This window comes from Kribbella sp. VKM Ac-2568 (assembly GCF_004345365.1).
Classification (GTDB): Bacteria; Actinomycetota; Actinomycetes; order Propionibacteriales; family Kribbellaceae; genus Kribbella; species Kribbella orskensis.
In genome coordinates this window covers 580,383-592,950 of the sequence record NZ_SLVF01000003.1, presented here as the reverse complement: position 1 = coordinate 592,950, position 12,568 = coordinate 580,383, and the positions used below count along the sequence as shown (strand labels likewise).

11 protein-coding genes are annotated in these 12,568 nt (G+C 67.9%); 8 read left to right on the top strand and 3 right to left on the bottom strand.

Annotation, left to right across the window (positions count from 1 at the left end; translation table 11 throughout):
* The first annotated feature begins 11 nt into the window (after window positions 1-11).
* Window positions 12-788 (top strand): GNAT family N-acetyltransferase, encoded by a 777-nt coding sequence (locus EV648_RS10240; RefSeq protein ID WP_132288158.1) that lies wholly within the window; start codon window positions 12-14, stop codon window positions 786-788.
* Between the two features lie 304 nt (window positions 789-1,092).
* On the opposite strand, the gene EV648_RS10235 is transcribed toward EV648_RS10240, so the two are convergent.
* The 3 genes from EV648_RS10235 to EV648_RS10225 form a co-directional block, all read right to left on the bottom strand.
* On the bottom strand, window positions 1,093-3,654 hold the full coding sequence (locus tag EV648_RS10235; protein ID WP_241995014.1) for a Tex family protein: 2,562 nt from the start codon (window positions 3,652-3,654) through the stop codon (window positions 1,093-1,095).
* Between the two features lie 125 nt (window positions 3,655-3,779).
* Complete coding sequence (locus tag EV648_RS10230) at window positions 3,780-5,276, bottom strand: DHA2 family efflux MFS transporter permease subunit (RefSeq protein ID WP_132288155.1); 1,497 nt, start codon at window positions 5,274-5,276, stop codon at window positions 3,780-3,782.
* A gap of 57 nt (window positions 5,277-5,333) precedes the next feature.
* Window positions 5,334-5,969: a YesL family protein gene (locus EV648_RS10225; protein ID WP_132288152.1), complete on the bottom strand. Its 636-nt coding sequence runs from the start codon at window positions 5,967-5,969 to the stop codon at window positions 5,334-5,336.
* 93 nt (window positions 5,970-6,062) lie between these two features.
* Between EV648_RS10225 and EV648_RS10220 the strand changes: the two genes are divergently transcribed.
* From EV648_RS10220 to EV648_RS10190, 7 genes are all read left to right on the top strand, one after another.
* On the top strand, window positions 6,063-7,139 hold the full coding sequence (locus EV648_RS10220) for a LacI family DNA-binding transcriptional regulator (RefSeq protein WP_132288149.1): 1,077 nt from the start codon (window positions 6,063-6,065) through the stop codon (window positions 7,137-7,139).
* A gap of 43 nt (window positions 7,140-7,182) precedes the next feature.
* Window positions 7,183-7,446: a hypothetical protein gene (locus tag EV648_RS10215; RefSeq protein WP_132288146.1), complete on the top strand. Its 264-nt coding sequence runs from the start codon at window positions 7,183-7,185 to the stop codon at window positions 7,444-7,446.
* Complete coding sequence (locus EV648_RS10210) at window positions 7,446-7,859, top strand: hypothetical protein (protein WP_132288143.1); 414 nt, start codon at window positions 7,446-7,448, stop codon at window positions 7,857-7,859. The genes EV648_RS10215 and EV648_RS10210 overlap by 1 nt, the downstream gene beginning before the upstream one ends.
* Window positions 7,860-8,110: 251 nt before the next feature.
* Entirely contained in the window at window positions 8,111-9,082 is a 972-nt protein-coding gene (locus EV648_RS10205) for a hypothetical protein (RefSeq protein ID WP_132288140.1), read from the top strand.
* Window positions 9,083-9,408: 326 nt separating this feature from the next.
* Window positions 9,409-10,689, top strand: a complete 1,281-nt coding sequence (locus EV648_RS10200) for an extracellular solute-binding protein (RefSeq protein ID WP_132288137.1) — start codon at window positions 9,409-9,411, stop codon at window positions 10,687-10,689.
* Window positions 10,686-11,630 (top strand): carbohydrate ABC transporter permease, encoded by a 945-nt coding sequence (locus tag EV648_RS10195; protein WP_132288134.1) that lies wholly within the window; start codon window positions 10,686-10,688, stop codon window positions 11,628-11,630. Before EV648_RS10200 ends, EV648_RS10195 begins: the two co-directional genes overlap by 4 nt.
* Window positions 11,623-12,528, top strand: a complete 906-nt coding sequence (locus EV648_RS10190) for a carbohydrate ABC transporter permease (RefSeq protein ID WP_241995013.1) — start codon at window positions 11,623-11,625, stop codon at window positions 12,526-12,528. The genes EV648_RS10195 and EV648_RS10190 overlap by 8 nt, the downstream gene beginning before the upstream one ends.
* The last annotated feature ends 40 nt before the right edge of the window (window positions 12,529-12,568 follow it).

Sequence of the window (12,568 nt, the reverse complement as noted above, 5' to 3'; positions counted from 1 at the left end):
AGGGTTTTGGGGTGGAGATTGCTGCGCGGATCGCGTCCGCTCAATTGCAAGGGTTGGCTCGTTCGCGGCGGCAGATCGTGGCCGGGCCGCTGGTCGGGTTGCTGCATGACGAGGACGTCTGGTTCCTCTCCGGCGCGGTGGCCGCCGACCCCGGCACGCCCTTCGATCCGACCGAGGTGCCGTGGGCGGTGGAGACGATCCGCAAGGCCTTCGCCGCGGAAGGACGCTGGCTGCACGCCGAACTGATCGACCAGGCCAACCCCGGCCTGGCGGAAGCGCTGGAAGCCGAAGGTATGACGATCGTGTCGCGTCCACCGCTGCTGGTCGTCGAGCCCGGCGACCTGCAACTGCCCGAGTGCCCCGAAGGCGCCACCGCCTCGGTGGTGACCACGGCCGAGGAGCAGGACGCCGCGAACGCAGTAGCCGCAGACGCCTACGAGACCACGGACACCGCAGCTCCGTTCCAGCCCGAGCCCGCCAATGGAGCCGCCGTACTGATCCGACTGGACGGCGTACCGGTGGCAACCGCATCCTGGACGGCCGTCGCGGATGGCGTAACGGAGATCGCCGGCGTCGGCACGCTCCACTCGCACCAGCGGCGAGGCTTCGGCGCACTGGCAACCGCCTACGCCACCCAGCAAGCGTTCGAGCTGGGTGGCGCAAACCTCGCCTGGCTGACACCGGGTGACGACGGCGCGGACCGCATCTACCGCCGCATCGGCTACAAGCCCAAGGCAACAGCCATCCACCTCGGCGACCCCGGCGGCCACCTGGAAGACCTGCGCTAGAACACTCGTTGCCAAAGGCAACATGCACTCGTGCCATTGCCCCACCCAGCCCACAAGTCACCGGAAGGGCGGCCACTGGATCGAGGGCTGGGGCTGGGGCGCCGGCAGGTAATCCTGCGGCCGCCCAGCAATCAGCTACCTGGGGTGCATTGTGGACACCGGAGACACCATCTGGGGGCCTCGGTCACGGCATTTGCTGTCCGAGGACCCGCGACGGTGTCCGAGGACCCCGGGGACGCCGGTGGGTTGACCATAAACCGCCGGCCGGCAACTTGGGGTTGCCGGCCGGGGTGGAGGGACGGGGTTAGCGGACGGTGAAACCTGCCTTGCGGAAGGCGTCGGCTAGGGAGCCTTCGTCCATGGGGGTTTCGGCTTGCTTGCCGCCTTGGTTGCCGGGGTTCTGGCCGCCGCGGCCGCCCTGGCCACGACCACCGCCCTGCCCCCGACCTTGGCCGCCGCTGGGACCACGGCCCTGGCCTCCGCCCTGACCGCCGGGACCACGACCGCCGCCTCCGCCCTGACCGCCGCCTCCGCCCTGACCGCCGCCTCCGCCCTGACCGCCGCCGGGGCCGCGGCCGCCGCCGGAGCGGGCGGAGCGGCCTTCGCCGCCTCGGCCGCCTGAGGTGGGGGCGCCGGGCTCATCGTCCAGGCGGAGGGTGAGGGAGATGCGCTTGCGGGGGATGTCGACCTCGAGGACCTTGACCTTGACGATGTCGCCGGGCTTGACCACCTCGCGCGGGTCCTTGACGTAGTTCTTGGACAGCGCGGAGACGTGCGCCAGACCGTCCTGGTGGACGCCGATGTCGATGAACGCGCCGAAGGCCGCCACGTTGGTGACCTGGCCCTCCAGCCGCATGCCCGGCTTCAGGTCGGCGATCTTGTCGACGCCCTCGGCGAAGGTCGCGGTCTTGAACGCGGGCCGCGGGTCACGGCCGGGCTTCTCCAGCTCGGCCAGGATGTCCGTCACGGTCGGCAGACCGAACATGTCGTCCACGAAGTCGGCCGCCTTGAGCGACTTCAGCGCGGAGGACCCGATCAGCGACTTCAGCTCCTGACCCGTGGCGTCGAGCATGCGCCGGACCACCGGATACGCCTCGGGGTGAACGCTGGAGGAGTCCAGCGGATCGGCGCCGTCGGGGATCCGGAGGAACCCGGCCGCCTGTTCGAACGCCTTCGGGCCGAGGCGCGGTACCTGCTTCAGCGCGGTCCGCGACTTGAACGGGCCGTTCTGGTCGCGGTGGACGACGATGTTCTCCGCCAGGCCCGGGGTGATGCCAGAGACCCGAGTGAGCAGCGGCGCGGACGCGGTGTTCAGGTCGACGCCGACCGCGTTCACACAGTCTTCGACGACCGCGTCGAGGGACCGGGACAGCGAGTTCTCCGAGAGGTCGTGCTGGTACTGCCCGACGCCGATCGACTTCGGGTCGATCTTCACCAGCTCGGCCAGGGGGTCCTGCAGCCGCCGCGCGATCGACACGGCGCCGCGCAGCGACACGTCCATGCCGGGAAGCTCCTGCGAGGCGAAGGCCGACGCCGAGTACACCGACGCACCCGCCTCGGAGACGACCGCCTTCGTCAGCTTCAGCTCCGGGTGCTTCGCGATCAGCTCGGCGGCGAGCTTGTCCGTCTCGCGTGACGCCGTCCCGTTGCCAATGGCAATCAAGTCGACCTTGTGCGCGGCGGCCAGCGCGGCCAGCTGGGCGATCGACTTGTCCCACTGGTTCTGCGGGACGTGCGGGTAGATCACGCCGGTCGCGGTGACCTTGCCGGTGGCGTCCACGACGGCCACCTTGACGCCGGTCCGGAAGCCCGGGTCGAGCCCCATCGTGGCGCGCGTGCCGGCCGGGGCGGCGAGCAGCAGGTCGCGCAGGTTGGCCGCGAACACCCGGACGGCCTCGTCCTCGGCGGTCTGCCGCAGCCGGGTCCGCAGGTCGATGCCGAGGTGCACGAGGATCTTCGTCCGCCAGGCCCAACGGACCGTCTCGACCAGCCACTGGTCGGCCGGACGGCCCTGGTTCTCCACGCCGACCTTGCGCGCGATGGTCGCCTCGTACTCCGTCGGTCCGTCGACCTGCTCCTCGCCGGCCGGAGCGGGCTCCACGGTCAGCGAGAGCACCTCTTCCTTCTCGCCGCGGAACATCGCCAGGATCCGGTGCGACGGCATCTTCGTGAACGGTTCGTCGAAGTCGAAGTAGTCCGAGAACTTCGCGCCGTCGGTCTCCTTGCCGTCGCGAACTTTCGAGGCCAGCCGGCCGCGGGTCCACAAACGCTCGCGCAGCTCGCCGATCAGGTTAGCGTCCTCGGCGAACCGCTCGACCAGGATCGACCGGGCGCCGTCCAGCGCGGCCTGCGGGTCGGTCACCTCGTCGTTCACGAACACCGTCGCGGCGGCCAGCGGTGGCACCGACGGGTCGGACAGCAGCCCGTCCGCCAGCGGCTCCAGCCCGGCCTCGCGGGCGATCATCGCCTTGGTCCGGCGCTTCGGCTTGAACGGCAGGTAGATGTCCTCCAGCCGCGACTTGGTCTCCGCGGCGAGGATCGAGGCCTTCAGCGCGTCGTCCAGCTTGCCCTGGCTCTCGATCGACTCGAGCACGGTCTGGCGGCGTTCCTCCAGCTCACGCAGATACCGCAGGCGCTCCTCGAGGGTGCGCAGTTGCGCGTCGTCGAGCTCCCCGGTGACCTCCTTGCGGTACCGCGCGATGAACGGAACCGTCGAGCCCTCGTCCAGCAGGCCCACGGCGGCCCGGACCTGTCCCACGCCGACTTCCAGCTCCTCGGCGATCCTCTGCTCGACCGACTGCAACACCACGTCCCGCATCCCCTCTACGTCCGATGACAGACGAGCATTCTGTCCCGCTCGCCGCATCACACATCCTTCCCTATCCCCCGGACAGAAGACGACCTCCGCCCCCACCCTGTGGACAACCACCCCGACACGCCAGTACTGCGGAACTCCCCGCGTCCGGGGCGTTCCGCAGTACTGGGTGTTCGTCAGGCGGCGTCGAGGGCGAGCTCGTCGCCGGACTCCGCGGCCTCGGCGGCCGAGGTCTCGGGCGCCGGGCGCATCACGGTGCAGGCGATCACCACGGCGGTCGCGACGATCACGGCGGCGACCGCGAACGAGAGGTGGAAGCCACTGGTCAGGGCCTCCAGCGCGGGCTTTCCGGCGGCCGCGAGGCTCTCGGTGCGAGTCGCGGACAGCGTGGCCAGCACCGCCAGTCCGAGCGCGGCGCCGACCTCGGCGGTGGTACCGACCAGACCGGAGGCGAGTCCCGCGTCCTCGGGCTTCACGTCGGCCATCGACAGGCCCATCAGCGCCGGGAAGCAGATGCCGCCACCCAGCCCCAGCAGGATCAGCACCGGCAGCACGTGGACGAAGTAGTTGCCACCGACCGGAGCCTGGGTGAACAGCGCCAGGCCGACCACGATCAGCGCCAGACCGGCGATCAGCGGGCGGCGGGCACCGAACCGCATCACCAGCTTCTCCGAGTAGCGGACCGACAGCAGGCCCATCAGCACGGTGGTCGGCAGGAACGCCAGCCCGATCTCCAGCGCGTCGTACCCGAGCACCCGCTGCAGGTAGAGCGAGCCGAGGAAGAAGATGCCGAACATGCCCGAGGCGGACAGCGCCTGGATCAGGTTCGCGCCGGTCAGGTTGCGGGACTTGAAGATCCGCAGCGGGACCAGCGGGTTGGCCGCCGTCGCCTCGCGAACGATGAAGCAGGCCAGCAGGGTCAGCGTCAGCAGGCCCAGGGCGATCGTCCGCGGCGCGGTCCAGCCGAGTTCGGCGGCCGGCTTGACGATGGTGAACACGCCGACCATCAGCGCGGCGGTGATCAGCACGGCGCCCGGTACGTCGGTGCCGCGGCCCATCCCGAGACCCTTGTCCTTCTCGATCAGCTTGACTGCCAGGACGCCGGTGACCAGGCCGATCGGCAGGTTCACGAAGAAGATCCAGTGCCAGTTGATCGCCTGTGTCAGCACGCCACCGGCGAGCAGACCGATCGAACCGCCGGCGGACGCGACGAACGCGTAGACGCCGATCGCCTTGGCCTGCTGCCGCGGCTCCGGGAACAGCGTCACGATCATGCCGAGGATCACCGCGGAGGTCAGCGCGCCGCCGACGCCCTGGACGAAGCGGGCGGCGACGAGCATCTCCTGGGATCCGGCGAGGCCGCACCACACGGAGGCGATGGTGAAGACGGTCAGGCCACTGACGAAGATGGTCCGCCGCCCGAGCAGGTCGCCGAGCCGGCCGGCCAGCAGGAGCAGCCCGCCGAAGGCGATCAGGTACGCGTTCACCACCCACGCGAGGCTGGAACTGGTGAAGCCGAGGTCGTCCTGGATGGCCGGCAGCGCCACGTTCACCACGGTCACGTCGAGCACGATCATCAACATGCCGGCGCAGAGAACGTAGAGGGCCAGCCAGCGCGAGCGGCCGCCCTGCGCGGCCGGCGTCGTCGCCAGGGTTTCGGTCGTCGCGTACATCGGGGTTTCTCCTTCTGGTCCGGTTGGCCTTTCACTGACACGTCGGACCAGATGGGCTCAGATTGACACGTCCCCCGGATCTTTTTTCGGCCGAGTGGTCGTGGTGCGCGAGATCCAGTGCGCGATCAGCGCCGGGATCAGGCCCGAACCGATCACGAACAGTGTCGGCAGCCTGGCCAGCAGGAGGAACCAGGTGGCCAGGCCGATCACGCCGCCCGCGACAGCGAGTGATCGCCTGAGCAGGAAGAGGTTGGCCGCGCGGAACAGGCTCTTCGGAGTGCTGTCCTCCGGCTCGTCGGGGAGGACTGCGAGCGCGCTGAGATAGAGGCCCACGATCATCCCGGTCAGCGGGACGAGCACCGCCAGCGCGAAGATCCGGACCGGGCCGTCGGTGGAGGCCCAGAAGAGCAACCCGAACGCCAGGGCGATGCTGCCGACGTACAGGATGAGGCCGGCCGCCCAGAAGCGGCGGAATGCCCACTTGAACTCGGTCCAGAACCGCCTCATCAACGACGGGTGCTCCTGGCCGATCGCGTACGGCAGCACCCGCTGCAGCGCGAAGGCGGCCGGGTAGAGCGTGACCACGCCGACGCTGCAGACCAGGAACACCAGCTGCAGCATCAGCAGGTCGCCGATCAGCGAGAGCTTCGAGAGCACCGCGTTGGTCCGGCCGCCTCCGGTGGTGTCGCTCACAGGCCATCCCTCACGTCGGCATCCTTGCTTCGGCAGTCATGATCGTATGATCACAAACAATCACGTCCGGATAACAGTCCCCGGAGGTCCCGCATGCTTGCACCGGAACGCCACGAGCTGATCCTGCGCAGCCTGCGCCGCCACGGCCGGCTCCGGGTGGCCGAGCTGTCCGCGGAGCTCGGCGTTTCCGCGATCACAGTACGCCGGGACCTCGCGGAGCTGGATTCTGCCGGACTGCTCCGCCGGGTGCACGGGGGCGCGATCGGCACGAGTCCCGCCGCCGGCCCGAGCCAGGGCAGCCAGCTGACCATCGGCATCGTCGTACCGAGCTCCACGTTCTACTACACCGACGTGATCCGCGGCGCCGAGGCGATGGCCGACCGGTACGGCGCTCGCCTGGTGCTCGGGGTCTCCGGGTACGACGTGGCGGTGGAGCAGGAGCGGCTCGAGAAGGTGCTCGGCATCGGCGTCGCCGGGTTGCTCCTCAGCACGGCCCTCGGGGACGAGCGCGCCGCCGAGATCGGGGCGAGGCTGGACGGCATCGACGTACCGGTGGTGCTGATGGAACGCGCGTTCGGCTTCCCGCACGCGCAGCGCGAGTACGACCACGTCCGCACGGATCACGCCTACGGAGCGATGCTCGCGCTGCGGCATTTCCGCTCGCTCGGTCACACCCGGATCGGCATCAACCTCAACGCCAGCGTCACGGCGTACTGGCTGCGGCAGGGGATCGCGCAGGCGGCAGAGACGCTCGGCGTCGACCTGCTGATCTCCCCGGTGGTGCTCCCGGCCCGCGGCGAGGACCCGGACACGATCGCGCAGCTGGACGCGTTCCTCGACGAGTGCGAGTCGTACGGCGCCCGCGCGATGCTGGTGCACTCCGACGAGCACGCGGCCCGCCTGGTCGAACGCGCGATGGAGCGAGGCCTGCGGATCCCCGAGGACCTCTCGGTGATCGCCTACAACGACGAAACCGCCGCCCTGGCCGCCGTCCCCCTCACCGCCGTCTGCCCACCCAAGCTGATGATCGGCGAAACCGCCTGCGAACTCCTCCTCCGCAAACTCCAAGCCGTCCCCGGCCGCACCCCGGCCACCCAGCACCTCTCCCTCCTCCCCACCCTCAAAACCCGAATCTCCTGCGGCGCCCTCACCACCACAGCCAGGCCCTAGTCACGGGTTAGATTTGGACACCGACGATCACGGGGAGGGTCCGATGGACTACGAGCAGTTCAAAGCGGAGTACAGACCGGTCTTCGATGCCTTGGACACCAACAAGCCCTCGGCAGACTTCGCCACCGACGTCGCTCGCCTCAAAGACCTCGCCGCCACCACCGAGGACCTGGCCGAGATCGGCCGGATTGCGGAAGCAGCCGGACCGAGCGAGGAAGCGGCGATCATGAACCTGAACGAGTCGCTCTACGTGCTCAGCACAGCCCTGCAGCCAACAGACGCCACCGCCCCAACCAGGAGCACCTGATGGACTACGACCAGTTCGACGCGGACTTCACCCGTGTCTATGACGCCGCAGGAGCGGGGCTGAGTACCGAAGATCTGAAGGCGGAGATCGAGCGGCTTCAGCGGGTAGCCGAGGGGATCGAGAACGCCGCCGATCGGGAGCGGGCGGGCCACGACATCGCCATGCTGGAGGATCTGGTTGCCCACGACGACGACCCTCCGCCTTCGCCCGCGATGATCGAGGCCTTCGGGGCGTACAAGGCGGCCATCCTGGACGAGGGCACCGCTGCGGAGCGGATCGCTCGGGCGGAGAAGGGCATCGAGGAGATCGAGCGGATCGCGGACAAGGCCGACCCCGAGGAGGAGTTGTCGATCGGTGGGATGGCCGAGACGCTTCATATGCTGATCGGCTCCTTGCGACCTGACCTGCAATGAAGGTCGGCAGCTATCGAGAGCTGATGGCCGAGCAGGCGAAGTCCGCCGTCCGGATCTCCGGAGCCCACCACTCATCCTGGAACGGTCGTCTGCAGGCGATCGACCGGAAGAGCAGGACCGGTGGCGTTGCCGGCTGGGACCACACGATCCAGTACAACCCACGGGTTGTCGACGAGCCGCTCCAGGAGATGTTCCGGAATGCCCGGGCGCACAACCAGGATCCGGCCACGTTGCGAAGCTATCGCGAGGCGATGAAGGTCGTCCTGCATGAAAACGTTCATCTGCTGGCTCCCGAAGGCCATGACCACGGTCAGGCGCAACATGTCTTCCGTAAGCCCGGGGTCAGGGCGCTGGAGGAGAGCGTTACCGAGCTCTACAGCCAGCAAAAACTGAACGACTACATCGACGATCTCGGTCTCGACCAGGTCGCACCGGGCATCAAAGAGGCCCGCTCGAAGCCGGTCTACAGGCCGTTCCTACCAGCGGCACAGGCCTTCTCCAACACCATCGGGAGTCGCAGCGGGGTCGGCAGCGACGAGGTGGTCCAACGGCTCGCGGTCGTGCCCGCAGACCAGAAGTTCCAGGCCGCGGCCGAGATCATCTATGACAACAGCGACCTACCTGGCCTGGTGCCGTCGGACCAGCGAGCCGCCTCGGTCGACCGGATCGCGGAGGCAATGCGGCCGGCTTTCGCGGAGATCGATGAACTGGACGAGAACGAACCTGACCGGCCGCGTCGCAGGATCGGCGGAGAATCCGCCAGAGACGGATACAGGGAGGTCGACGCCCTGCGCAAGCAGTGGGCGCAGCCGGCGCCGCAGCTCCTCCAGGATCGCGGTCAACAGGCCCTGCGAACGCAGCAGACCAACCTGACGCAGCAATCGCAGCAGGATCGGCAGGCTGGACCGGGCCAGCAGTCTCAGCCGGATCCAGACAACAGTCAGCCGGGCGTGCTCGTCCCGCCATCTCCGAACGGGACCCAACAAACTGGAACCCAGCAGGCAGGTGCGCAGCCTGTGGGTCAGCGGCAGACCGGAGCGCAGCCTTCGGGTGTTCAGCGGCCGGCGTCATCGCCGGGTGACCTCGATCAGGCAATGCGGGCTGGGCTGAGTGGGACGGCGCCGATGTCGTCGGCTAAGCCGTTGGGGACGGGTGAGCAGGGTTCCCGTCGCTCTGGTCTGCAGACTGGACAGCAGCGGCAGGGGCCTGAGCGCGAGAGCTGAAGCTGCCGCTGAGCAAAGGCCTGGAGTCGCTGATGGAGTACGAGCAGTTCTACGCGGAGTACACGCGGGTTGTCGAGGCGGTAACGAGGCGTTGCGCATGTTGGTCGGGGCGCTCAAGGGCCAGTGGCTGAAACTACGTACGGTGAGGTGTGTGGTGGGTCCGGTGAATGGAACTTTGATCGTCGGAGTTCCGTTGGTGATCGAATTTGATCATTCGAGCGCTGGGGTATTGACGAGGAAAGCCCTTTCCCATACTTTCGCTGCACTCGGTGGTCTGGTCGTCACGACTTGGGCGCCGATCCGCTCGGCAGCGAAGGAGTTCCCCTGTGAGACGTGGCGCCCGGAGTGGACTGGTGGTGCTGGCCGCGATGCTCGGCCTGACCGCCAGCAGTTGTGGCAACGGGGTGATCGACAAGAGCACGGACGGCGTCCCGCCGGCTGAGGCGACCGGGACATTGCGCGTGCTGCTCCCGTCCTTCCCACCCAGTACCAAGGGCCGGGAGGAGTTCGACAAGGTCGTCGCGGACTTCCAGAAGACCTATCCCAAGATGAAGGTCGAGCCGGACTTCGCGACGTACAACAACCTGAACGAGAAGATGTCCACCTCGATCGCGGCCGGCATCCCGTACGACGTGATGGTCACCGGCGTCGGCTGGATCCAGCCGTTCGCGTCGAAGCGGATCTTCGCCGACCTGGCGGCGTACGGCGTGACTCCGGAAGTGATCAAGGAGAAGAGCGTTGCCGCGCTGATCGAGCCGGCGACGTACGACGGCAAGCTGTACGGGTATCCGCTGGTTGCCGACGCCCGCGCCGTCGCGCTGCGCAAGAGCGCGTTCCGCGAGGCCGGCCTGGACCCGGACAAGCCGCCGACCTCACTGGCCGAGATCAAGGTCGCGGCCGAGAAGCTGACCGAGCGGGACGAAGGTGGGTCGATCACCCGCAGCGGGTTCGACCTCGCCTCGGCGACCGGCTTCCGGCAGTCGTTCACCACCTTCCTGGCCTCGACCGGTACGCCGCTCTACGTGAACGGCGGGCCGAACTTCAGCAACCAGAAGGGCCTGGAGACGCTGGAGTGGATCAAGTCGATGATCAACAACGTCCAGCCGTACGGTCAGCAGAACGCCGCCCAGCAACCCCTCGTGCTCACTGGTGAGGCCGCGATGGGCATCGTCGGCGGAGCGGTCGACTGCTCGGACAAGGGCATCGGCCAGAAGAACTGCGACGACCTGAAGTTCTTCCGGTTCGACAGCGGCCAGGAGATCGAGTACGTCGGTGGCGACCTGGCGTCGATCGGGTCACGCAGCCGGCACAAGGACGCGGCGTGGGCCTTCATCCAGTCGCTGACCGTGCCGACGACGTTGGACGCGATCGCCAAGCTGAACAAGAAGCTGCCGGCCTACAAGGACGCCGGCAACTCGCCGCAGGCGAAGTCCAACCCGCTGAGCAAGTTCGTCGCCGACGGACTGGTGTACGCGGTGAACGAGAACAGCCCGCCGACCAACTGGCTCGAGATGCGCGGCAACTTCGACATCCAGCTCACCCAGGCGGTCCTCGGTCAGAAGGATCCCGCCAAGGTGCTGGCCAACCTGGCAGGACAGTCCCGATGAGCGCCACACTCGAACACCCCACGAAAACCGCCGCCGCGCCACGCGGGGCCGCGCCGGTCAAGGAAAGCCGCGAGCTGATCCGCAGCCAGGTCCGAGCCGGCTGGATCTTGCTCAGCCCGGCTCTGCTGCACTCCGGGATCTTCATCGTGATCCCGGTGCTGGCCGTGCTCGTGCTCAGCCTCACCGACTACAGCTTCGGTGATTCCTGGTCCTGGGTCGGCCTGGGCAACTACGCCGACCTCTTCCGCGACGTCGACTTCCAGGCATCCCTGGTCAACACCGTGCTGTACGCCGTCGTGGTGATTCCGATCTCGATGGCGATCGCGCTGGCGGTCGCGGTCGGGCTGAACCAGAAGATCAAGGGCCTCGGCTTCTTCCGGACCGCGTTCTACATCCCGACGGTGACCGCGACGGTCGCGATCGCCACCATCTGGCTGTGGATCTACAACCCGGGCTCAGGTCTGGCGAACGGCTTCCTCAGCCTGTTCGGCTTCGCGCCGAACCGCTGGCTGGCCGACCCCGCGACCGCGTTGCCGTCGCTGATGGTGGTCGGTATCTGGCAGGGGCTGGGGACCAAGATCATCATCTACCTGGCCGCCTTGCAGGGGGTCTCCCGTGATCTGCTGGAGTCGGCCGACCTGGACGGCGCGAGCCGCTGGCAGAAGTTCGTCAACGTCACCCTGCCGGCCCTCAGCCCGGTGCAGTTCTTCGTCCTGATCACCTCGATCGTCGGGACCTTCCAGGTCTTCGACCTGGTCTACGTGATGACCAGAGGTGGGCCCGGCACCGAGACCCGGGTGCTGGTGCTGGACATCTACCAGAACGCGTTCCAGGACCTGAAACTCGGCTACGCGTCCGCTGAGACCGTGATCATGATGATCGTGATCGCGCTCTTCATCGGCGCCGGACGCCTGCTCCAGAAGGCGGATGTCAATGACTAGCGCAACGATCACCGGCCCCATCGCGAGCCAGAAGCCGTCCGGGCTCCGAATCGGCCGGATCCTCCTGTACGTCGTGCTCAGCCTCGGCGCGGTGCTGATGATCACGCCGTTCCTGTGGATGGTGCTGACCGCGTTCAAGAACGACCTGGAGATCGCCACGTTCTCCTGGCTGCCGACTGAGCTGCGGTGGCGGAACTTCGTCGAGGCGATGCAGAGCGCGCCGTTCCTGCGGTACTTCCGCAACAGCCTGTTCATCGCCGTCGGCGAGACCGCGTTCACCCTGGCGGTCTGTACGACGGCGGGGTACGCGCTGGCGAAGCTGCCGATCCGGGGCTCCAAGGCGCTGCTGAGCTACTTCATCCTGCTCCTGCTGGTGCCCTTCCAGATCATCCTGGTGCCGCTGTTCCTGATCGTGAAGTCGATCCCGCTGTTCGGCGGCAACAACATCCTCGGTCAGGGCGGCATCGGCTGGCTGAACTCCTGGTGGGGCCTGATCATCCCGCTCGGCGCCGCGCCGCTGTTCACCTTCCTGGCCCGGCAGTTCTACGTCTCGATCCCGAACGAGCTGGCGCAGGCGGCCCGGGTCGACGGGCTGGGTGAGTTCGGCATCTTCTGGCGGATCATGACGCCGCTGGTCAAGCCTGCCCTGATCACCATCTGCGTGTTCCAGATCGAGGCGGCCTGGAACGGATTCCTCTGGCCGTTGATGATCACCACGTCGGACTCGATGCGACCACTGCAGCTCGGGCTGGCGATCTTCGCGCAGAACCCGGCGGAGATCCAGTGGCCCTACCTGATGGCCGGTACGGCGCTGGCGACGCTGCCGATGATCGTGATGTTCGTCTTCGCGCAGAAGCGCTTCGTCGAGGGAATGGCCAACGTCGGGATCAAGGGCTGAACCAGGGCCGGTCGGACTCACGGCCGCGGAGGTTCCCCTT

What these genes read in the sequence shown, in the direction of transcription:
- EV648_RS10235 (WP_241995014.1), bottom strand. Translation starts at nt 3,654, where the DNA reads ATGCGGCGAGCGGGACAGAATGCTCGTCTGTCATCGGACGTAGAGGGG.
- EV648_RS10230 (WP_132288155.1), bottom strand. Translation starts at nt 5,276, where the DNA reads ATGTACGCGACGACCGAAACCCTGGCGACGACGCCGGCCGCGCAGGGC.
- EV648_RS10220 (WP_132288149.1), top strand. Translation starts at nt 6,063, where the DNA reads ATGCTTGCACCGGAACGCCACGAGCTGATCCTGCGCAGCCTGCGCCGC.
- EV648_RS10215 (WP_132288146.1), top strand. Translation starts at nt 7,183, where the DNA reads ATGGACTACGAGCAGTTCAAAGCGGAGTACAGACCGGTCTTCGATGCC.
- EV648_RS10210 (WP_132288143.1), top strand. Translation starts at nt 7,446, where the DNA reads ATGGACTACGACCAGTTCGACGCGGACTTCACCCGTGTCTATGACGCC.
- EV648_RS10205 (WP_132288140.1), top strand. Translation starts at nt 8,111, where the DNA reads ATGAAGGTCGTCCTGCATGAAAACGTTCATCTGCTGGCTCCCGAAGGC.
- EV648_RS10195 (WP_132288134.1), top strand. Translation starts at nt 10,686, where the DNA reads ATGAGCGCCACACTCGAACACCCCACGAAAACCGCCGCCGCGCCACGC.
- EV648_RS10190 (WP_241995013.1), top strand. Translation starts at nt 11,623, where the DNA reads ATGACTAGCGCAACGATCACCGGCCCCATCGCGAGCCAGAAGCCGTCC.